The sequence below is a fragment of the Kitasatospora sp. NPDC001225 genome, from assembly GCF_053597855.1.
Genome location: NZ_JBSFJC010000128.1, coordinates 1 through 22834, shown reverse-complemented (window position 1 = coordinate 22834; position 22834 = coordinate 1). Strand labels below are relative to the sequence as shown.

The window sequence follows — 22834 nt, the reverse complement described above, 5'->3', positions numbered from 1 at the left end:
GGTGACGGTGATGCGCCAGTAGGCGGTGCTGTTCGGCGCGATGGTGGTGGTTTTGGCCCAGGGGCCGGGGCCGCCCTCGCCGCAGTCGGTGGCGTTTGCGGAGGTGCAGACCTCCTTGTTGATGGCCAAGGACGGGACGTCGGCACTGGCCTCGGACGGGGGCGTGGTGATCGGGGTGCCGCCGGGGCCGGGGAAGGAGGCCGTCACCGTGTTCGTCGTCAGCTTGGTGACGCCTGGCAGGTTGCAGAACACCTGCTTGGAGGCACCTGCCGCGAGGTCGAATGTCCCCGCAGTTGTCACGCAGGCCGGTGTGACGGAGTCGTTCAGCGTGATGCCGGTCAGGTTGACCGTGCCGTTGTTGGTGACGGTGATGCGCCAGTAGGCGGTGCTGTTCGGCGCGATGGTGGTGGTTTTGGCCCAGGGGCCGGGGCCGCCCTCGCCGCAGTCGGTGGCGTCCGCGGAGGTGCAGACCTCCTTGTTGATGGCCAAGGACGGGACGTCGGCACTGGCCTCGGACGGGGGCGTGGTGATCGGGGTGCCGCCGGGGCCGGGGAAGGAGGCCGTCACCGTGTTCGTCGTCAGCTTGGTGACGTCTGTCAGGCTGCAGAAGACCTGCTTGGAGGCACCTGCCGCGAGGTCGAACGATCCGGCAGCCGTGACACAAGCCGGCGTCACGGAGTCGGCGAGGGTGATGCCGGTGATGTTGACGGGGCCGTTGTTGGTCACCGTGATGCGCCAGTAGGCCGTGCCGTTCGGGGTGACGGTGGTGGTCTTGGCCCACGGTCCCGCGCCGCCGTCACCGCAGTCGGCGGCGTTGGTCGAGGTGCAGACCTCCTTGTTGATGACCAGGGACGGAACGTCGACGCTCGCCTCGGAGGGCGGAGTGGTGATCGGGGTGCCACCAGGACCGGGGAAGGACGCCGTCACCGTGTTCGTCGTTGACTGGGAGACGCTCGTCAGGTTGCAGAACACCTGATGGGACGCGCCCGCCGCCAGGTCGAAGGTGCCAGCAGCTGTGACGCAGGCCGGCGTGACGGTGTCGGTGAGGGTGATGCCGGTGATGTTGACGGGGCCGTTGTTGGTGACGGTGATGCGCCAGTAGGCGGTGCCGTTCGGGGCGACGGTGGTGGTCTTCGCCCAGGGGCCGGCGCCGCCGTCACCGCAGTCGGCGGCGTTGGCCGAGGTGCAGACCTCCTTGTTGATGACCAGGGACGGAACGTCGGCACTGGCCTCAGAAGGCGGTGTGGTGATGGGTGTTCCGCCAGGGCCGGGGAAGGACGCCGTGACCGTGTTCGTCGTTGACTGCGTGACACCCGGCAGGTTGCAGAACACCTGATGGGAGGCCCCTGCCGCCAGGTCGAACGTGCCAGCAGCTGTGACGCACGACGGCGTGACCGTGTCGGTGAGGGTGATGCCGGTCAGGTTGATCGTGCCGTTGTTGGTCACCGTGATGCGCCAGTACGCGGTGCCGTTCGGGGCGACGGTGGTGGTCTTGGCCCACGGGCCTGCGCCGCCGGTGCCGCAGTCGGCCGGGTTGGTGCTGGTGCAGACCTCCTTGTTGATGACCAGGGACGGAACGTCGGCACTGGCCTCGGACGGGGGCGTGGTGATGGGTGTGCCGCCGGGTCCCGGGAAGGAGGCCGTGACGGTGTTGGTGGTGGATTGCGTGATGCCCGGCAGGTTGCAGAAGACCTGATGGGAGGCCCCTGCCGCCAGGTCGAACGAGCCGGCGGCCGTGACGCAGGCCGGCGTGACGGCGTCGGTGAGGGTGATGCCGGTGATGTTGACGGGGCCGTTGTTGGTCACCGTGATGCGCCAGTAGGCGGTGCCGTTCGGGGCGACGGTGGTGGTCTTCGCCCAGGGTCCTGCGCCGCCCTCACCGCAGTCGGCGGCGTTGGCCGAGGTGCAGACCTCCTTGTTGATGGCCAGCGAGGGGACGTCGACGCTCGCTTCGGAGGGCGGTGTGGTGATGGGTGTGCCGCCGGGTCCCGGGAACGAGGCCGTCACTGTGTTGGTGGTGGATTGGGTGACGCCTGTCAGGTTGCAGAAGACCTGCTTGGAGGCGCCTGCGGCGAGGTCGAAGGTGCCGGCGGCTGTGACGCACGAGGGCGTCACGGTGTCGGTGAGGGTGATGCCGGTGATGTTGACGGGGCCGTTGTTGGTGACGGTGATCCGCCAGTAGGCGGTGCCGTTCGGCGCGACGGTGGTGGTCTTCGCCCAGGGGCCGGGGCCGCCGTCACCGCAGTCGGCCGGGTTTGTGCTGGTGCAGACCTCCTTGTTGATGGCCAAGGACGGAACATCGACGCTCGCCTCGGACGGGGGTGTGGTGATGGGTGTTCCGCCAGGGCCGGGGAAGGACGCCGTGACGGTGTTCGTCGTTGACTGCGTGACACCCGGCAGGTTGCAGAACACCTGATGGGAGGCCCCTGCCGCGAGGTCGAACGAGCCGGCGGCCGTGACGCAGGCCGGTGTGACGGCGTCGGTGAGGGTGATGCCGGTGATGTTGACGGGGCCGTTGTTGGTGACGGTGATCCGCCAGTACGCGGTGCCGTTCGGGGCGACGGTGGTGGTCTTCGCCCACGGTCCCGCGCCGCCCTCGCCGCAGTCAGCGGCGTTCGCGGAGGTGCAGACCTCCTTGTTGATGGCCAGTGAGGGGACGTCGACGCTCGCCTCGGAGGGCGGTGTGGTGATGGGTGTTCCGCCGGGTCCCGGGAAGGAGGCTGTCACGGTGTTGGTGGTGGATTGCGTGACGCCTGTCAGGTTGCAGAACACCTGATGGGAGGCGCCCGCCGCGAGGTCGAAGGCGCCGGCGGCTGTGACACACGACGGTGTGATGGCATCGGTGAGGGTGATGCCGGTGATGTTGACGGGGCCGTTGTTGGTGACGGTGATCCGCCAGTACGCGGTGCCGTTCGGGGCGACGGTGGTGGTTTTCGCCCAGGGGCCTGCGCCGCCGTCACCGCAGTCGGCCGGGTTGGTGCTGGTGCAGACCTCCTTGTTGATGGCCAGGGACGGGACGTCGGCACTGGCTTCGGAGGGCGGTGTGGTGATGGGTGTGCCGCCGGGACCGGGGAAGGAGGCGGTGACGGTGTTGGTGGTGGATTGGGTGACGCCTGTCAGGTTGCAGAAGACCTGTGTGGAGGCGCCTGCGGCGAGGTCGAACGTCCCCGCGGCCGTCACGCACGAGGGCGTCACTGAGTCGGTGAGGGTGATGCCGGTCAGGTTGATCGTGCCGTTGTTGGTGACCGTGATGCGCCAGTACGCGGTGCCGTTCGGGGCGACGGTGGTGGTCTTGGCCCACGGGCCTGCGCCGCCGGTGCCGCAGTCGGCCGGGTTGGTGCTGGTGCAGACCTCCTTGTTGATGGCCAAGGACGGAACGTCAACGCTCGCCTCGGACGGCGGCGTGGTGATCGGGGTGCCACCAGGGCCCGGGAACGAGGCCGTCACGGTGTTGGTGGTGGATTGCGCGACGCCGCTCAGGTTGCAGAAGACCTGTGTGGAGGCGCCTGCCGCGAGGTCAAAGGTGCCGGCGGCTGTGACGCAGGCCGGTGTGATGGCGTCGGCGAGGGTGATGCCGGTGATGTTGACGGGCCCGTTGTTGGTGACGGTGATCCGCCAGTACGCGGTGCCATTCGGCGCGACGATGGTCGTCTTGGCCCACGGGCCGGCGCCTCCGGTGCCGCAGTCAGCGGCGTTGGCGGAGGTGCAGACCTCCTTGTTGATGGCCAGGGACGGGACGTCGACGCTCGCTTCGGAGGGTGGTGTGGTGATGGGTGTTCCGCCGGGTCCCGGGAATGAGGCGGTGACGGTGTTGGTGGTGGATTGGGTGACGCCCGGGAGGTTGCAGAAGACCTGTGTGGAGGCCCCTGCGGCGAGGTCGAACGTCCCGGCGGCTGTGACGCAGGCCGGTGTGATGGCGTCGGCGAGGGTGATGCCGGTGATGTTGACCGGGCCGTTGTTGGTCACCGTGATCCGCCAGTACGCCGTCCCGTTGGGCGCGACCGTGGTGGTCTTCGCCCACGGGCCCGCGCCACCGGCGCCACAGTCGGCGGCGTTCGCGGAGGTGCAGACCTCCTTGTTGATGGCCAGCGACGGAACGTCGACGCTCGCCTCGGACGGGGGCGTGGTGATCGGGGTGCCACCAGGGCCGGGGAAGGAGGCGGTCACCGTGTTCGTCGTCGACTGGGTGACGCCCGGCAGGTTGCAGAACACCTGCTGGGACGCGCCCGCCGCCAGGTCGAACGTCCCCGCGGCCGTCACGCACGAGGGCGTCACGGTGTCGTTCAGCGTGATGCCGGTGACGTTGACCGTGCCGGTGTTGGTGACGGTGATCCGCCAGTAGGCCGTCCCGTTAGGCGCCACGGTGGTGGTCTTGGCCCACGGGCCCGGTCCCCCGGCGCCGCAGTCGGCGGCGTTGGCCGAGGTGCAGACCTCCTTGTTGATGGCCAGGGACGGGACGACGGCGCTCGCCTCCGACGGCCCCGTCCTGACCGGTGTGCCGCCGGGGCCGGGGAAGGAGGCGGTCACCGTGTTCGTCGTCGACTGGGTGACGCCCGGCAGGTTGCAGAAGATCTGATGGGAGGCGCCCGCTGCGAGGTCGAACGTCCCGGCGGCTGTCACGCAGGACGGTGTGACGGTGTCGTCCAGGGTGATGCCGGTGATGTTGACCAGGCCGGTGTTGGTCGCGGTGATCCGCCAGTAGGCCGTCCCGCCGGGGGCGAGGGTGGTGGTCTTGGCCCATGGTCCGGGGCCGCCGGGCCCGCAGTCGGCGGCGTTGGTGGAGGTGCAGACCTCCTTGAGGATCTCCAGCTTCGGCGCGCACTCGGCGCCGGGGGTGACCTGGAGGGTGACGGTGTTGGAGGTGACGGGCGGCTGGCCGTTGGTGACGGCGGAGGCCTGGTTGGAGACGGCGGTGACGGAGCAGTCGGTGGAGACGGTGGTCTCGAAGCAGATCTGCGGCGCGTCGCCGACGAAGGTCACCTGCATCTGCGGGTGGTTGCCGGGGGTGAAGGAGGACCCGTTGACGAGGGTGAGGTTGGCGATCACCTGGATCGGTGAGTCGCTGGTCGGGACGGATGAGATGTCCGCCGTCTCGGTGGTGGGGTTGAACGGGAAGGTGCCGATGGTGGTGCCGTCGGAGGCCAGGACGGTCACCGAGGACTGGGTGAAGTCGACGGTGGTGGGGTCGAGGCCGAGGAGGCTGACCGTGCCGTACGACCTCACGTGCCCGGTGGCCCCGTCGCAGTAGTACGCGGAGGGGTTGAGGCTGCCCTGGGCCTTGGTCTTCAGGCAGGGGGAGGCGCCGGTGATCGGGTCGATGGAGAACAGGTAGCCGGTGTCGCCGAGGCTGTACTTGCACTGGCCGTCGTAGGCGAAGCCGTACGGTCTGGTGTCGCCGCCGTTGACGTTGGGCGGGCCGTTGACGACGCCGTTGGTGCCGTACTGGGCGCAGGGGGCCTGGGTGTTCCAGTCGTAGCAGAACTCGGAGCTGTTGGAGGTGGGGGAGATGCTGAGGTAGATCCAGAACGGGAACTCGGTTTCGAGGTGTCCGTTGGGGGCGGTGATGGTGAGCGGCACCTGGAAGTTGGATTCGCCGGGGGCGACGTTGGTGCTGAGGAGGGTCTGCAGGCCGGGGGGCGCGGCGACGGGGTTGCCGGCGAAGTCGAAGCAGACGACGGTGCCGACCGGCGGGGTGACGGCCAGTTCGACGCCGCCGACCGCCGTGCAGACGCCGGTGACGGTGCCGGCCGTGTCGTACATCTCGAAGACGTTGTCGGCGCGGGCGGCTTCGGTGCCGGTCGGGGTGACGACGGTCTTGGGGGTGGCCCAGCCGGTGCACGCGGCGTTCGTCGACGGGTCGAAGCAGGACATCACCGTGGGCAGCGGGGCCAGCTGGTTGTCGGTGACGTAGATCTTGCCGTTGATGACCCGCATGATGCCGGCGTAGTCGCCGCTGAAGGCGACCTGGCCCTCGTTGGGCGGCAGGCCGATGGTGAAGGTGCCGCAGGAGGAGTTGCCGACGGGGTCGTAGCAGAGGATCTCGCCGGTGCCGGAGACCGCGTAGATCAGCTGGTTGGGCGCCTGGACGACGCCTCCGATGACCAGGCCGGTGCCGGTCTGGAGCGGGGTGAGGCCGCAGCTGGTCTGGGCCTGGAGGTCGATGCAGCCGACGCCGATGAGTGCTTGCGTGACCCGGCTGATCGCGGCGTAGTACAGCCGGGAGCCGATCTGCACGTAGGTCGGGGTGCGGGTGCTGCCGATGTCGCCGGTGGTCGTGTCGGCGGCGGAGGAGTTCAGCGCCTGGGGCCAGGTGGCGGGGGCTCCGGTCGGGGTCGGGCAGGGGCCGTTGGTGAGCAGGTCGGTGCAGACCACGCTGGCCGTGTTGGAGAAGCCGTGGTGGTAGATGTTCCAGATCTCGGGGGTGGGGACGCCGTTGATGGTGGCGGTGTAGCGGATGGGGGTGAAGCCGTCGCCGCCGGTGGCGGTGTTGATCGGGGTGAACGGCGGTGGGATCTGGACCACTTGGCCGGTCGCCGGGGAGGAGAGCGTCGGGTTGGTGGCCTGGAGGACGTTGGTGGCGGCGCCCTGGTCGGTGCCGGAGAAGGTCGTGCCGCCGTCGGTGGACCACTGCTTGGTGAAGCCGGGGGGCACCTGTAGTGAGCCGGGGACGTAGGACTGGGTCTGCGGTGTGCTGCCGGGGCCGCCCTGGATGGCGTCGGTGACGGTGGTGCTGACCGGTGCGCCGTCGGGGTTGGTCGCGGAGACGACCCAGCGGACGGTGTCGCCCTGGGCGGCCTGGGTGGTGCTGCCGGTGGTGGTGTCGGTGCCGGTCTTCGCCAGGGTCACGGGCTGCTGGCGGACGTCGTGGCGGCCGTTCCGCTGGTCGGCGGGGGCGGTCGTCGTGCCGGTGGCGGGGGTGCGGGGGTCACGGCTGGGCGCGTGTGCCACGGCGGGGGCGGCGAAGGAGCCGGAGGCCGTCGCGAACGCGAGGAGGAGGGTGAGCACGGCCCCGATGAGGCGGTCGCGGAGCGTGTCCATCCCGGGTCGGCCTCCGTGTCGGCGGCCGCGTCGACTTCGCTCGTGTCCGCTGGTGGCTGGACAGCGCCTCATGACGATTCCCTTCGGTCGAGCGGTCCGGTGTCACGCGGTGGGCTGCACAGCGGTGGGTTGGACGGCGGTGAGCTGGACGGCGCGGGGTGGATGGCGGTGGTGACGGGCACGGGGACCGTGGAGCGGATGCGGGGTGTTGTTGACCTGATACGGACAGTGACCGTACGGGCGTAGTATGCGTGCCGAAAATCCGATAAACGGCATTAACGTGTCCGGGCGGCGCCACGGTTCACCCGGATGCGTCGGGGAGGCCGCCCAGGTGGCGGGCGGGCTGTGAGGCCCGGGTGAAGGTCGTGGGTAGGGCCGGTGATCGGCCGTTGATCGGGCGTAGACGGCGAGCCTGGAGCATCGGGACCCGGAGGGAACCGGTCCGGAGGCCACAGCCTGATCGCCGGGTCCCGTACGGCCGGACCACGGGCCGTACGGGCGCCCGTGGCTGACGCCGCCACCGGTCCCGACGCCAGGAGGAGTCCGGACCACGAAGGGCAGACGAGGCATGGACGGCGGGCTGTCGGTGCAAGCGGTGAGAACGGCGGCGGGTTTCGGCGAGCTGCTGCGGCTACGGCGCGAGCGGATCGGGCTGACCCAGCAGTGCCTGGCGGATCACGCGACCCTGAGCGTGCGGGCGATCCGGGACATGGAGAGCGGCCGGGTGCGACGGCCCCGCAACGAGACCGTCCGGCTGCTGGCGGACGCGCTGCGGCTGGAGGGCCGCAGCCGGACGGACTTCGAGGAGGCCGCCCGCCGGCAGCAGGCCGCGGACGAGCCGGGGGACGAGCCGGCCGCCCCGCCGGTGGCGCGCGGGGCGATCGTCGGCCGGGAGGCGGAGGCCGAGGTGCTGGCCGACGCCTTCGCCGTGCACGGGGACCGGCTGGTCTCGCTGGTCGGCCTCGGCGGGGTGGGCAAGACCCGGCTCGCCCTGGAGGTGGCCCGCCGGCTGCACCTGGCCGTCCGCTGGTCGGTGCGCTGGGTGGACTGCGGCGGCGGCCCGCACCCGTGGCGCGGGCGGCTGGACGACCTCGTCCGGGACATCGGCGAGCGGCCCGCCCTGCTGGTGCTGGACGGCGCCGACGGCGGGGTGGACGCCGGGCAGCTGGACGGGCTGTTCCGCCACTGCCCCGGGCTGCGGGTGCTGATCACCGCCCGGGAGGCCCGGCCGCTGCCCGGCGGCCAGGTCATCCCGCTCGCGCCGCTGCCCGTACCGGACCCCGAACTCGACGCCGAGCCCGAGGCGTTGGCGCAGGTCGGGGCCGTCCGGCTGCTGCTCTCGCACCTGTGCCGGCTGCGGCCCGGCTACACCCTGGAGCGCTCCGAGGCGCCCGCCGTCGCGGAGCTCTGCCGCCGACTGGACGGCCTGCCGGGAGCGTTGGAGCGGGCGGCGGGCTGGGCGCTGGTGCGGTCCACCGCCCAGCTGGTGGCCGGGCTGGCGGCCGTCCCGTTCACGCTGGCGGCGCCGCCGGTGGTGTTCGGCGCGCGCGGTGACCTGCGGGACGACCTGGAGCCGGCGATCCTCCGCCTGACGGACCGTCAGCGCGCCCTGCTGGAAGTGCTGGTGGACGAGCCGGGGGACTGGTCGGGGGAGGACGCGGTGGTCCGCAGCGGCTGGACGCTGCAGACCTGCCTGGCCACGGTGCACGAGCTGCTGTCGCGGGGGCTGATCCGCAGCGTGCCCGCCCGGGACGGCGTGCGCTTCACCGTGCTCAACCTGTGCCGCCGGCTGGTCCGGGAGGAGCCCGGGCCGCGGCTCGCGCCGGCCGGGGACGTCCCGCTGCTGGCGGCCGCGGGCTGACCGATTCTGCCGCCGGCCGGCCCATTCTGCCGCTTAATGCCGCCGGAGCTGCCGCTTGCCGGGCCCGATCGTTCCTAGCGTTCTCCGTGGGGCCGGGCCGCCGCGCAGAACGCGACGGAACGCCATCGAGGATCACTACCGGTGAGGGCGGAGTCGTGGAGCACGGGAATGCCGAACAGAACGGTCCGGGCGGTCTGGACGTCGTCGTGACGACGACGGCCTCGGACTCGCACACCTGGAACCTGGTGTACCTCCAGTTCCTGCTGGAGGAGATGGGCCACCGGGTGACGAACCTGGGCGCGTGCGTCCCGGACGCGCTGCTGCTCTCCGAATGCCGCCGGGCCGAACCGGACCTGATCGTGATCAGCAGCGTCAACGGGCACGGCCACCAGGAGGGCCTGCGGGTGATCGAGGCCCTCCGTGCCTGCCCGGAGCTGCGGAGCACCCCGACCGTCATCGGCGGCAAGCTCGGCATCGCCGGGGCCGACGACCCGGACCGCGAACGCGCGCTGCTGGCGGCCGGGTTCGACGCGGTCTTCGAGGACGGCGCCGCGGTGGCCGGGTTCCGCGCCTTCGTCGGCGGACTGCGCTCCGGGGTGCTGCTGTGACGGCTCCCGCCGGGGCCGGTCCCGCCGGGTTCGGTCCCGCGGTGGCCGGACCTGAACGGGCGGGCCCCGCCGGGACGGGCTTCGGCGCGTTCGTGGCGCAGGCCGCCGAGGCGGGCGCGCTGGTGGTCCAGCCCCGGATGGGCATGGCGGAGGCGGCCCCGATGCGGGCGGGCCTGCTCGCCACCCGGGGCGCGGCCGCCGTCACCGTCGGCACCATCACCCTGGACAGCTACACCCGCACCGGCGACCTCGCGGCCGCCCGGCGCGCCCTGGCCGCCGGGGCGGGCCTCAACGGCTACCCGATCGCCACCCACCCCGTCGAGGTCACCCGGGCGGTGCTGCGCGGGGTGGCGGACGCGGGCTTCCCGGTGCAGGTCCGGCACGGCTCGGCCGCGCCGGAGCGGATCGTCGAGGCGCTGCTGGCGGCGGGCCTGGACGCCACCGAGGGCGGACCGGTCTCCTACTGCCTGCCGTACGGCCGCACCCCGCTCCACGAGGCGGTGGCCCGTTGGCGTCGCGGCTGCGAACTGCTGGCCTCCGTACGGGAGTTCGGCGCCGAGCCGCACCTGGAGACGTTCGGCGGCTGCCTGATGGGCCAGCTCTGCCCGCCCTCGCTGCTGATCGCCGTCAGCGTGCTGGAGGCGCTGTTCTTCCGCCGGCACGGGCTGCGCAGCATCTCGCTCAGCTACGCCCAGCAGGCCGACGCCCGCCAGGACGAGGAGGCGCTGGCCGCGCTCGGCCGGATCGCGGGGGAGCTGCTCACCGACGTCGACTGGCACCTGGTGGTGTACGCGTACATGGGCGTGTACCCGCGCTCGCCCGGCGGTGCGCGGCTGCTGCTGGAGGACGCGGCGCGGCTCGCGGTGCGCGGCGGCGCGGCCCGGCTGATCGTCAAGACCACGGCCGAGGCGCACCGCATCCCGACCGTCGCCGAGAACGTCCGGGCGCTGGAGGCCGCCGCCGCGGCCGCCACGGCGGAGCGGGCCCGGCTCCCGGCGTCCGGCCGCCGTCCCGCCGTGCCGCCGGACAGCGGGATCGAGGCCGAGGCCAGGGCGCTGATCGGCGCGGTGCTCGACCTGGATGCCGACGTCGGGCGGGCCCTGGTACGGGCGTTCGCGGCCGGCTACCTGGACGTGCCGTACTGCCTGCACCCCGACAACGCCGGGCGGACGCGCAGCTCGCTGGGCCCGGACGGGCGGCTGTACTGGTCCTCGGTCGGCTCGATGCCGATCGCCGGGCTGGGCGAGCGCGGCCGCGCGCCGATCCCCGGCTCGGCCGGGCTGCTCGCCGCCCTCTCCCACGTCCAGCGGACCTACGACGGCCGGGCCCGGTACGCCTCCGCCTCCGCGTCCGCGTCCGCCGCCCGGGGCCTGCCCGTCGCGCGCTGAGCCGCCGCCCCGCCGAGCCGCCCGCGCTCCAGCCGTCCCGCCCGGCCGGCGCTCCACCACCGACGACCGCCCGCGCCCCCGACGGCGGACCACGGCCCCCCGAGAGAAGAGGACTCCGACCATGCCCGACGCCACCCCCCTGCCCCCGACCGATCCGGGCCGGCACCTGACCGCCCCGACCACCCGCAGCGCGCTGCGGATCCAGCAGCACCTGCTGTCCGCCGCCCGCGAGTTCCTGCGCGGCCGGGGCTTCACCGAACTGCTGCCGCCGATCATCGGCCCGGTCACCGACCCCGGCGCGCGCGGCTCCAAGCAGGTGGACATCGACTTCTACGGCCACCGCTACAAGCTGATGACCAGTGCGATCCTGTACAAGCAGGCCTCGCTGCTCGCCTTCGACAAGATCTTCTGCATCGCCCCGAACGTCCGTCTGGAGCCGCTGGAGACCGCCGGGACGAGCCGGCACCTGGCCGAGTTCCACCAGCTGGACGTGGAGGCGGCCGGCGCGAGCCGGGACGACGCCGTCCGGCTGGCCGAGGAGCTGGTGGTGCACATCGTCGGCAGCACGGTGCGCGAGCTGCCCAAGGAGTTCGCCGAACTCGGCCGGGACCCGCAGGCGTTCGCCGACCTGCTGAAGGGCTCCTTCGGCCGCGTCCGGCACGCCGAGGCGGTCGCCGAACTGCGCGGGATCGGGCACCCGCAGAGTCTGGACGCCGAACTCGACTGGGAGGGCGAGGCGTTGCTGTCGGCCCGGCGCGACCGGCCGTTCTTCGTCACCGACTACCCGAAGGGCTCGCGCGGCTTCTACGACCGCGAGCACCCGCAGGACCCGGGCCTGCTGCGGAACTTCGACCTGCTCGCGCCCGAGGGCTACGGCGAGCTGTGCAGCGGCAGCCAGCGCACCAACGACTACGCGGAGATCGTCACCCGGATGCGGGAGACCGGCGAGAACCCGCAGAAGTACCGCTGGTACCTGGACCTGGTGCGCGAGGGCGTGCCGGCCAGCGCGGGCTTCGGCATCGGCGTCGAGCGGCTCACCCGGTACGTCGCCGGGCTGGACGCCGTCTGGCAGGCCAGCGCGTTCCCCAAGGTCGCCGGGGTGGTGTCGCCATGAGCGACCTGACCGCGCCGGGGTTCCCGGAGGAGGAGGTCCGGCGGCGGGCCCGGGCCGGGGCGGCCGCCGTGTTCCCGCCCGCCGAGGAGTACGGGCGGGTGCTGTTCGGCGCCGGCGCGGCCGAGTTGGCACAGCCGTCCGACGCCCTCGACGCCCTGCGGATCGTCCCGCCGCTGTTCCTGCCGCAGCGGCTTGCCAAGCTGATCGACCTGGGCCGCGAGCCCGACTACCGGGACGTCGAACTCGCCACCGCCATCGGCGGGTTCGCCTCCGCGCTGCCGGTGTACGTCTCCGCGACCGGCTCCACCCGGGCGGCCGGCGGCGACCTCGGACTGGCCCTCAGCCGGCAGGCCGGGGCGCTCGGGATCCCGATGGTGATCGGCGAGAACGTGGTGCCGGTCAACGGTTACGGCCGGCTCGGCGAGGCCGCCGACCGCACCCTGCTCGGCCGGCTGCGCGCCTACGGTGAGCAACTCCCGGACGGGCTTGGCGGGGTGGCCGTCCAGCAGAGCACCGAGGATGCCGACGCCGAGGTGTGGAACCTCGTCCACAGCGACCCGGCCGCCCTGCCGCTGCTCGAATCCGGGCGGCTGGCCTTCGAGTTGAAGGTCGGCCAGGGCGCCAAACCGGGCCTGGGCGGGATGACCGTGCTGGACGCGGAGGCCGCCGCCGCGCTCGGCGATCGCTTCGGGCTCGACCCGCTGTTCGGCGACGGGCGGGTGCTGCGCGCCGCCACCCCGGGCACCTTCACCGCGGAGATCCTGCGCCAGCAGATCCGGCTGATGCGCAACAACTACCCGCGGGTGCGGATCTGGGTGAAGCTCTACCCCGGCCGGGACGTGGCCGAGGCCGCCCGGGTGGCGCACGAGGCCGGGGCGGACGCCGTCGTGGTGGACGGCGCGGAGGGCGGCACCGGCTGGGCGCCGGGGGTGTTCCTGCCGCACGTCGGCCTGCCGCTCGCGGAGTGCCTGCGCCGGCTGGCGGTCGTGCCGCCGCCCTGCCTGCTGGTCTCCGGGCGGATCTGGGAGGGCGCCCGGGCGGTCAAGAGCCTGGCGCTGGGGGCCCGCGCGGTGGGCCTCGGGCGGGCGGCGCTGCTCGCCGTCGCGGAGGACCGGGAATCCGGGCTCCGCCGTCTCGCGGAATGCCTGGCGCTGGAACTCCGACTGCTGATCAGCGCGCTCGGGAAGTACTCCCCGGAGGCTCTGGAAGAGGCGGACGTCTGGTCCCCCGGGAGTTCCGGAATCCCCCTCGGCCGGTAGCCCTGGCCTGCTCGGGAAGCGGCAGAAGGAAACTGCCGACTTCCTTCCGCCCGTTCTGCCGATAGGGCCTTCGTAATCCCCCTATCGCCTTCTTCGCCGATTCCTCTCACGATCTGGGGCTGGATGATGTCCTCTCGCGGTTTTCCCGTCGAATTCACGGCGCCCGCATTCGCGCCGTTCGCCTCCGCCGTCGCGCGCTTCCCGGAGCGGCCGGCCGTCCGGGCCGGGGCCCGGACCGTCAGCTACCGGGAGCTGGACGGACTGAGCGCCGCCCTCGCCGCCCGGCTCGCCCCCGGGCGGACGGTCGCCGTGACCGGCCGCGACCGGCTGGACCACGTGGTCGCGCTGCTGGCGGCGCTGCGGGCGGGGGCCACCTACCTGCCGCTGGACCGGGAGGCGCCCGAGGAGCGCAACCGCTGGATCGTCGAGGACGCCGGGGCCGGGCTCGCCCTCGACGGCGAGGAGCTCACCGAGCTCGGCGACGGGACGGGTGTGGGCGCGGGCGCCGGCTACGTCATCTACACCTCCGGCACCACCGGCCGCCCCAAGGGCGTGCACGTCCCGCTCGCGGCCCTGACCGGCCACCTGGCCGGTGTGGTCGAGGCCCTCGGTCTGACCGAGCGGGACGTGGTGCTGCAGTTCGCCCGTCCGACCGTGGACGTGGCCGTGGAGCAGGTGCTCGGCGCGCTGTCCGCCGGGGCCTGCCTCGTCCTGCCGGAGCAGCGGCTGCTCGCCCCGGCCGCGCTGCTGGAACTGCTGGACGCCGAGGGCGTCACCGTCGCCAACCTGGCCGCGGGCTACTTCCAGGACGTGGTGGCGGCGCTGGGCGGCCGGGTGCCGCGCACCCTGCGGCTGATGGTCTCCGGCAGCGACAAGCTGGAGCCGGCCACCGCCGCCGCCTGGTGGGCGGCGACCGGGGTGCCGCTGCTGAACGCGTACGGTCCGACCGAGACGGTGGTCACCGCCACCGTCCACCGGCTCGACGGCGGGCAGGAGCAGCCGGGTGCCCGGGTGCCGATCGGCACCGCCGTCGGCGGGCGGCTGCTGCACGTGCTCGACGAGCGGCTGCGGCCGGTGCCGCCCGGCGAGGCCGGCGAACTGTACGTCGGCGGGCCGCTGTTGGCCTCCGGCTACCTCGGCCGCCCGGGCCTGACCGCCGGCCGCTTCGTCGCCGACCCGTTCGCGGACCCGGACGGTCCCGGGGGAGCTCGGATGTACCGCACCGGCGACCTGGTGCGCCGAGCCACCGGGGAGGGCCCGCTGGATTTCCTCGGCCGCACCGACCACCAGGTGAAGATCCGCGGCTTCCGGGTCGAGCCCGGGGAGGTCGAGCAGGTGCTGGCCGGCCACCCCGGCGTCACCGGCTGCGTGGTGGTGGCGCACGAGGACCGGCTGGCCGCGTACGTCACCGGCGCCGCGCCGGGGTATGCCGAGGCCCGGGCCTGGCTGGCCGAGCGGCTGCCCGAGCACATGGTCCCGGCGACGCTCACCGCACTGGAGGCCTTCCCGCTGACGGCCGGCGGCAAGGTGGACCGCGCGGCGCTGCCCGAGCCGCGGACGGCGCCGGAGGGCAGGGCGGCCGGCCGCCCGCCGCGCACCCCCGCCGAGCAGCTGATCGCGGCGGTCTGGGCGGACGTGCTCGGGGTGCCGGAGGTCGGCGCCGACGACAACTTCTTCCACCTGGGCGGCGATTCGCTGACCGCCGTCCGGGTGGTGGGCCGGGTCTTCGACGTCTTCGGCATGGTGTCGCCGTACACCATCTTCGACGCGCCGACCCTGGCCGGGTTCGCCGCCGCGGTGACCTCCGCGACCGGCGGCGCGCGCCCGGCCCCGGTGCGCTCGGGCGCCGCCGAGGCCCCGCTGTCGAAGTTCCAGCGCGGCCTGTGGTTCCTCGACCAGTGGAACCCGGACGCGCCGACCTACGTGGTGCCCTGGGTGTTCCGCTTCTCCGGGCCGGTCGACCCCGGGCTGCTGCGGCGGGCGCTGGCGGGGGTGGTGGAGCGGCACGAGAGCCTGCGGACCACCTTCGAGCTCGCCGAGGACGGCCCGCGCCAGGTCGTCCACCCCTCCGTGGAGCTGCCGTTCACGCTCACCGAGACCACCGCCGACCGGGTGGACGAGCTGGTCGCCGAGGCCGCGCTGGAGCCCTTCGACCTGGCGCGGGGGCCGCTGGTGCGGGCCAGGGTCTTCCGGGCGGGCGGGGCGACCACGCTGCTGCTGCTCCTCCACCACATCGTCTGGGACGAGGGCTCGCTGCCCGTACTGGAGGCCGAACTCCAGGAGCTGTACGCCGCGCTGGCCGAGGGCCGCCCGGCCGAGCTGCCGGAACTCGCCGTCCAGTACGGCGACTACGCCGCCTGGCAGTACCAGGACGACACCGCGGAGAAGCAACTCGACTACTGGCGCGAGCAGTTGCGCGACGCGCCGACCACCGACGCGCTGGCGCCGGACCGCCCCCGCCCCGAGGAGCAGGCCTTCCGCGGCGCCTTCCACCGCTTCGCCATGCCCGATCCGGTGGCCGAGGCCGTCCGGGCGCTCGCCCGCAGCGAGGACGCCACCCCGTTCATGGTGCTGCTGGCCGGGCTGGCGCTCACCCTGCACCGCCGCTCCGGCCAGCGCGACCTGGTCCTCGGCTCGCCGGTGAACGCCCGCGGCCGGGCCGAACTCGACGGCCTGATCGGCTACTTCGTCAACCTGCTGCCGCTGCGGCTGAAGCTGGAGGAGGGCGCCTCCTTCCGCGAGCTGGTCCGGCACGTGCGCGAGGTGTCGATCGGCGGCTACCGGCACCAGGAGGTGCCCTTCGACGACATCGCGAACGCCGTGCTCGACGAGCGCCCCGAGGACCGCAACCCGCTCTGCCAGGTGCTGCTGGAGCTGCACCCGCTGGACCCCCGGCCGTTCACGGTCGGCGGGCACGCCGTCACCCGCTCCCTGCACTCCAACCCGGTCTCCCGCTTCGACCTGTCCGTCTCGGTGGACGACCTCGGCACCGGCTTCACCGGGCGCTTCGAGTACGACAGCGACCTCTTCGACCCGGCCACCATGGCCGGCCTGTGCGAGGAGTGGCTGGGCACCCTGGCCGCCGCCGTCGAGGTGCCGGTGCACGCCCTGTTCGAGGCGCGGGCCGCCCGCGAGCCGGGCGCCGTCGCCCTGGTGTCCGGTGAACGCGCCGTCGGGTACGGCGAGTTGAACGCCGCCGCGAACCGGCTCGCCCGCCACCTGGCGGGCCTGGGCATCGGCCGCGGCGACACCGTCGCCGTGCTGACCGAGCGCGGGCCGGAGCTGGTCACCGCCCTGCTGGCGGCCCTCAAGACCGGCGCCGCGTACACCCTGCTCGACCCGGACTTCCCGGCCGAGCGGCTGGTCGGCGCCGTCGCCGACACCGGCGCCGCCACGGTGGTCACCCACCGGCACGCCACCGTGCCGTTCGCCGTCCCCGGCCAGGTGGACCTGGACGCCTCGGCCGCCGACCTCGCCCGGTACCCGGCCCACGACCTCGGCCTGCCGGTCGACGGCGCCGACCTCGCCACCGTGATGTTCACCTCCGGCTCCACCGGCCGCCCCAAGGGCGTCGCCGTCCCGCACCGCGCGCTCACCACCACCTACCTCGGCCAGGACTACGCCCGCTTCGGCCCCGACGAGGTCTGGCTGCAGTGCTCGCCGGTCTCCTGGGACGCCTTCGCGCTGGAGCTGTACGGCGCGCTCTGCTTCGGCGGCACCTGCGTCCTCCAGCCCGGCCAGCGCCCCGACCCGCAGACCGTCGCCGAGCTGACCCGCCGCCACGGCGTCACCCAACTCCAGCTCTCCGCAAGCCTGTTCAACTTCCTGCTGGAGGAGTTCCCGGAGACCTACGACGGCCTGAAGCTCGCCTTCACGGCCGGCGAGCGGGCCTCCACCACCCATGTCGCCAAGGCCCTGGAGGCCTACCCGGGCCTGGTCGTCGCCAACGGCTACGGCCCGGTGGAGAGCCTCGGCCTGACCACCTGCCACCGGGTCGGCCCCGCCGACGCGGCCGGCGGCTCCATCCCGATCGGCGTCGCGCTGCACGGCAAGGGCGTCCTCGTTCTGGACGAGCGGCTGCGCCCCGTCGCGCCCGGGGTGACCGGCGAGCTGTACGCCACCGGCGGCGGCCTCGCCCACGGCTACCTCGGCCGGCCCGGCCTGACCGCCGAACGCTTCGTCGCCTCCCCGTACGGCGCCCCCGGCGAGCGCCTCTACCGCACCGGCGACCTCGGCCACCGCACCGCCGAGGGCCTGCTGGAGGTCACCGGCCGGATCGACGACCAGGTCAAGATCCGGGGCTTCCGGGTCGAACCCGGCGAGATCGAGGACGCGCTCACCCGCCACCCGGCCGTCCGGGAGGCCGCCGTCGCCGTCCACGAGCCCGCCCCCGGCGACCGCCGGCTCGCCGCCTACGTCACCGTCGCCGCCGACGCCCCCGGCCCGGACGCCCTGCTCGACCACCTGGCCGGCCTGCTGCCCGAGCACATGCTGCCCGCGACCCTGGACGTCCTGGCCGCGCTGCCGCTCAACCACAACGGCAAGGTGGACCGCAAGGCGCTGCCCGCCCCCGCCGGGCGCCCGGCCGCCTCCGACGAGGACGCGACGGCCGACGAGGCCGCCGACCCGCTGACCGAGGCCGAACGCCTGGTCGCCGAGGCGGTCCGCGAGGTGCTCGACCTCGCCGAGGTCGGCCGCGAGGACAACTTCTTCCGGATCGGCGGCAACTCGCTGGCCGCCGTCCGGGTCGCGATGCGGCTGTCCCGGGAGACCGGCAGCCGCGTCCCCCCGCAACTGGTGTTCCGGGCCCGGACCGTGAGCGCCATCGCCGAACGGCTGGCCGCCCGGTGACCGGCCGCACCGCACACGAAGGGAACGAGGCCGTGAGCCCGTCCGACCACCCGGCGCGCACCGCGCCCGTCTCCGGGCTGCAACGCGGCCTCTGGTTCCTCGACCGCCTCGACCCGAAGGCCGTCACCTACTGCACCCCCTGGACCCTCGACGTCACCGGCCCGCTCGACCTCGCGCTGCTCCGACGCGCGCTGGACGCCGTCACCGCCCGGCACGAGACCCTGCGCACCACCTTCGCGCTGCACCCCGACGGCCCCCGCCAGCACGTGCACCACCGCCTCGCCGTGCCGCTCGCGGAGACCGACCTGCGGGACCACCCCGACCGGGCCGCGCGCCTGGAGGAGCTGCTCGCCGCCCGCTGCGCCGAGCCCTTCGACCTGGCGGCGGGCCCGCTGCTGCGCGCCGAGGCCTTCCGGCTCGCGGACGAGCGCACCACCGTGCTGTTCACCGTCCACCACATCGTCTGGGACGGCTGGTCCGCCGAGGTCTTCGAGCGCGAACTCGCCGAGCTGTACGACGCGGCGCTGCGCGGCCGGGAGCCCGAACTGCCGGAGCTGACCGTGCAGTACGCCGACCGCGCCGAGGAGGAGCTCGGCACCTCCTACGAGGAGCACCTGACCTACTGGAAGGAGCAGTTGGACGGCGCCCCCGCGCTGCTGGAGCTGCCCACCGACCGGCCCCGGCCCGCCGAGCGCGGCGCGGCCGGCCGCACCGAGGGGTTCGACCTCGCCCCGGGGACGGCGGCGCGGGTCCGCGCCCTGGCCGAGACCGAGGGCGTCACCCCGTTCACCGTCCAACTGGCCGCCTTCGCCCTGCTGCTGAACCGCTGGACCGGCGCCGACGACCTGGTGGTCGGCACCCCGGTCACCACCCGCGACCGGCCCGAACTGGAGCACCTGCTCGGCTACTTCGTCAACCTGCTGCCGCTGCGCCTGCGGCTCGCGCCCGCGCTGAGCTTCCGGGATCTGCTGGAGCACGTCCAGGACGTCGCCTTCGAGGCGTACGGCTACCTCGACCTGCCCTTCGACCAGATCGTCGACCGGCTCGGCGCCGCCCGCAGCGCCCAGCACCCGCCGCTGGTCCAGGTGGTGTTCGGCGCCCACGGCGAGGACCGCACCCCGCTGGCGCTCGGCCCGGCGGCCACCGCCCGCAGCCGGGTGCGCTCCAACGGCACCAGCAAGTTCGACCTCACCTGGTCCGTGTTCGACGGGGGAGACGGCGGAGAGCTGCGCGGCGAGGCCGAGTACCGCGGCGAGCTGTTCGACCCGCAGACCGTCCGCCGGCTGGCCGCCGAGTTCGACGACCTGCTCACCGCGGCCCTGGACGACCCCGACGCCACCGTGCTGCGGCTGACCACCCGCCCCGCCGAGGGGGCCGCGGCCACCGACACCCCCGGCCACTGCCTGCACCACCTGTTCGAACGGGCCGCCGACGCCCACCCCGACCGGCCCGCCGTCAGCGACCCCGACCGCACCCTGGGCTATGCCGAACTCGACCGCCGGGCCAACCGCCTCGCGCACGCCCTGCGCGCCCGCGGCGCCGGCCCCGGCGACCGCGTCGGCATGCTGCTGGACCGCACCGCCGACGTCCTGGTCACCGTCCTCGGCGTGCTCAAGACCGGCGCCGCCTACGTGCCCGTCGACCTGGCCGCCCCCGCCGACCGCGCCGCGCTGGTCTTCGGCGACACCGGCGTCGCCCTGGTCGTCACCGACCGCCCGGACCTGGTGCCCGAAGGCCCCTGGCAGGCCTACGACCTGACCGCCGAGGCCGCCGACCTGGCCGCCCGCCCCGACACCCGCCCGCCGGCCGCCGGCCGCCCCGGCGACGTCGCCTACGTCATCTTCACCTCCGGCTCCACCGGCCGCCCCAAGGGCGTCGCCGTCGCCCACGAGCACGTCAGCCGGCTGATGGCGGACGGCGAGCGGCACTTCGGCTTCGGCCCCCAGGAGACCTGGACGCTCTTCCACAGCTACGCCTTCGACTGGACGGTCTGGGAGATGTGGGGCGCCCTGCTGCACGGCGCCCGCCTGGTCGTCGTCCCGTACGTGACCAGCCGCTCGCCGGAGGAGTTCGCCGAGCTGCTGGCGGAGGAGGAGGTCTCGTACCTCTGCCTGACCCCCTCGGCGCTGCGCCAGCTGGAGCCGGTGCTGCGGCGCAGCCCGCGCGCCCTGCCCGCACTGAAGTGGATCATGCTGGGCGGGGAGGCGCTGGACCCGGCCGTCGTCCAGCGCTGGTTCGAACTGGACCCGCCGCCCCCGGCCCGGCTGTGCAACCTGTACGGCATCACCGAGACCACCGTCCACGTCACCACCCACGACCTGGCCGGCAGCGCCGGCTTCGAGCGCAGCCTGATCGGCACGCCGATGCCGCACCTGAGCGCCCAGGTCCTGGACGACTGGCTGCGGCCGGTGCCGCCCGGCGCGGCCGGCGAGCTGTACATCGGCGGCGGCAGCCTCGCCCACGGCTACTGGGGCCGCCCCGGCCTCACCGCCGGGCGCTTCGTCGCCGACCCGTACGGCCCGCCCGGGGCCCGGCTCTACCGCACCGGCGACGTCGCCCGGCGGCTGCCCGGCGGCGGGCTGGAGTACATCGGGCGCGCCGACTTCCAGGTCAAGCTGCGCGGCTTCCGGATCGAGCTCGGCGAGATCGAGAACGCGCTCGCCGCCCACCCGGACGTGGACGCCTGCGTCGTCACCGTGCACGAGGACCGCCTCGCCGCGTACGTCACCGGACGCGAGCCCGCCGACGTCCGCGCCTTCCTCGGCCGCTCGCTGCCCCCGTACATGGTCCCGGCGAGCTTCACCGTGCTGGAGTCGCTGCCGCTGACCGTCAACGGCAAGGTGGACCGCGCCGCGCTGCCCGCCCCCGGCCAGCGGGCCACCGCCACCGGAGGCCGGCACGTCGAGCCGCGCACCCCGGAGGAGGAGGCCTTCGCCGCCGTCTGGACGGAGGTCCTCGGGGTGGACGGCATCGGCGTCCACGACGACTTCTTCCACCTCGGCGGCGACTCCATCCGGGCCGTCCAGCTGGCCGGCGCGCTGCACGAGCGCGGCTGGGGGCTGAGCCTGCGGGACGTCTTCAACGCCCCCACCGTCGCCGCCCTGCTGCCGCTCGCCGAGCCCGTCACCCAGGGCCCGGACGCCCACGAGCCCTTCGCCCTGGTCACCCCGGAGGACCGCGCCGACCTGCCGCCCGGCCTGGTCGACGCCTACCCGATGGTGTCCATGCAGCTCTCCATGGTCTTCCACATGGAGATCGCCGGCGGCACCGACAGCTACCACAACGTCAACTCCTACAAGATCTCCGGCGACCTCGACGAGCAGGCCTTCCGCCGCTCCGTCGCCGAGGCCATGGACCGCCACGCCGTGCTGCGCACCGGCCTGGACCTGTCCGGCTACGGCGAACCGCTGCAGCTCGTCCACGGCCGGCTGCCCGCCCCCGTCGAGTTCGCCGACCTGCGCGGCGCCGCCGAGGAGGACCAGGACACCGCGATCCGCGAGGTGTTCGACACCCACCGGTGGACACCCTTCGACCTCACCGCGCCGCCACTGTTCCGGATCACCGTGCAGCGCCTCGCCGAGGACGCCTACCAGCTCACCGTCTCCGAGCACCACGCGATCCTCGACGGCTGGAGCTTCACCTCGCTGCTCACCGAGATCCTGGAACGCCACACGGCCATCGCCGAGGACCCGCTCGGCGCGCCCGCCCCGCCGCCGCGCACCGCCTTCCGCGACTTCGTGGCCGTCGAACGGCAGGCCGCCGGGGACGAGCGCTCACTCGCCTACTGGCGCGAGCGGCTGGACGGCGTCAGCGGCCAGTCCTTCCCCGGCAGCGAGTCCGTGCACGAGGCGCCGCGCACCGTCGAACGGGTGCTGCCGGAGGCGCCCGGACAGTTGCGCGACGTCGCCGACGCGCTCGGCGTGCCGGTCAAGTCGGTGGCGCTCGCCGCCCACCTGCACGCCCTCGCCGCCGTCACCGGGCGTCGGCGCGTCACCACCGGCCTGGCCGTCAACGGCCGGCTGGAACGGCTCGGCGGCACCGAGGTGTACGGGCTGTTCCTCAACACCGTCCCGCTGAGCTGCGAACCCACCGACGACCTGCTCGCCCTGGTCCGCGAGGTCCACCGGGAGGAGCTGGACATGATGCCGCACCGCCGGGTGCCCTTCGCCCGCCTCGCCCGGCTGATGACCGACACCGCGCTGGACAGCCAGTTCGGCTACCTGCGCTTCCACGCCCTCGGCCGGCTCAGCTCGGCCCGCATCGTGGACGGCCGGATCGGCACCGAGCCGACCCTGCGCCACGAACCCAACAGCTTCGCCTTCGGCGCCTCGGTCATCCAGGACCCGGTCACGCAGCGGGTGCTGCTCGCCGTGGACCACCAGCGCTCGCTGGTCGCCGACCACACCGCCGAGCAGTTCATCGACACCTACGCCGCCGCCCTGCACACCATGGCCGCCGCCGCCCGAGAGTCCTGAGGAGCCGTCATGACCGATCTGCTGGACCGCCTGCGCGACACCGTCGCCGCCCACCCCGGGCGCACCGCCGTCCTGGCCGGCGCCGACCGCCTGGACTTCGCCGAACTCGACCGCCGCACCGCCGCCCTGGCCCGCGCCCTGCGCGAGCGCGGCGTCGGCCGCGGCGACCGGGTCGGCGTCCACCTCCCCCGCACCGCCGACCTGCCGGTCGCCCAGCTCGCCCTCTGGCGGGCCGGCGCC

At 73.8% G+C, this 22834-nt stretch carries 9 protein-coding genes; 8 read left to right on the top strand and 1 reads right to left on the bottom strand.

The features are described 5' to 3' along the window. A partial coding sequence (locus ACWDCZ_RS31610; RefSeq protein WP_449817624.1) for a beta strand repeat-containing protein occupies positions 1 to 7038 on the bottom strand: 7038 nt, incomplete at its 3' end. Positions 7039 to 7606: 568 nt separating this feature from the next. Between ACWDCZ_RS31610 and ACWDCZ_RS31605 the strand changes: the two genes are divergently transcribed. The 8 genes from ACWDCZ_RS31605 to ACWDCZ_RS31570 form a co-directional block, all read left to right on the top strand. Continuing rightward, positions 7607 to 8899: a helix-turn-helix domain-containing protein gene (locus ACWDCZ_RS31605; RefSeq protein WP_117486798.1), complete on the top strand. Its 1293-nt coding sequence runs from the start codon at positions 7607 to 7609 to the stop codon at positions 8897 to 8899. A 155-nt stretch (positions 8900 to 9054) separates the two neighbouring features. Continuing rightward, positions 9055 to 9507, top strand: coding sequence for a cobalamin B12-binding domain-containing protein (locus ACWDCZ_RS31600; RefSeq protein WP_049658201.1), 453 nt, complete (start codon positions 9055 to 9057; stop codon positions 9505 to 9507). A 41-nt stretch (positions 9508 to 9548) separates the two neighbouring features. Next, entirely contained in the window at positions 9549 to 10895 is a 1347-nt protein-coding gene (locus ACWDCZ_RS31595) for a methylaspartate mutase (RefSeq protein ID WP_449817623.1), read from the top strand. Between the two features lie 121 nt (positions 10896 to 11016). Continuing rightward, positions 11017 to 12009 carry an asparagine synthetase A gene (locus ACWDCZ_RS31590; protein WP_259316464.1) on the top strand — a complete coding sequence of 331 codons (993 nt, stop codon included), beginning with the start codon at positions 11017 to 11019 and terminating at the stop codon, positions 12007 to 12009. Then, positions 12006 to 13268 carry a glutamate synthase-related protein gene (locus ACWDCZ_RS31585; protein WP_449817622.1) on the top strand — a complete coding sequence of 421 codons (1263 nt, stop codon included), beginning with the start codon at positions 12006 to 12008 and terminating at the stop codon, positions 13266 to 13268. The genes ACWDCZ_RS31590 and ACWDCZ_RS31585 overlap by 4 nt, the downstream gene beginning before the upstream one ends. Positions 13269 to 13391: 123 nt before the next feature. Continuing rightward, the gene (locus ACWDCZ_RS31580) at positions 13392 to 18119 is read left to right on the top strand and encodes an amino acid adenylation domain-containing protein (RefSeq protein ID WP_449817621.1); all 4728 of its coding nucleotides are present in this window, start codon (positions 13392 to 13394) and stop codon (positions 18117 to 18119) included. A 32-nt stretch (positions 18120 to 18151) separates the two neighbouring features. After that, positions 18152 to 22594: an amino acid adenylation domain-containing protein gene (locus tag ACWDCZ_RS31575; RefSeq protein WP_449817620.1), complete on the top strand. Its 4443-nt coding sequence runs from the start codon at positions 18152 to 18154 to the stop codon at positions 22592 to 22594. A 9-nt stretch (positions 22595 to 22603) separates the two neighbouring features. Next, a partial coding sequence (locus ACWDCZ_RS31570; protein WP_449817619.1) for an AMP-binding protein occupies positions 22604 to 22834 on the top strand: 231 nt, incomplete at its 3' end.

Bases quoted from the DNA above. Each gene is read 5' to 3' on its own strand.
- ACWDCZ_RS31580 (WP_449817621.1), top strand. From the start codon at position 13,392: ATGATGTCCTCTCGCGGTTTTCCCGTCGAATTCACGGCGCCCGCATTC.
- ACWDCZ_RS31585 (WP_449817622.1), top strand. From the start codon at position 12,006: ATGAGCGACCTGACCGCGCCGGGGTTCCCGGAGGAGGAGGTCCGGCGG.
- ACWDCZ_RS31605 (WP_117486798.1), top strand. From the start codon at position 7,607: ATGGACGGCGGGCTGTCGGTGCAAGCGGTGAGAACGGCGGCGGGTTTC.
- ACWDCZ_RS31590 (WP_259316464.1), top strand. From the start codon at position 11,017: ATGCCCGACGCCACCCCCCTGCCCCCGACCGATCCGGGCCGGCACCTG.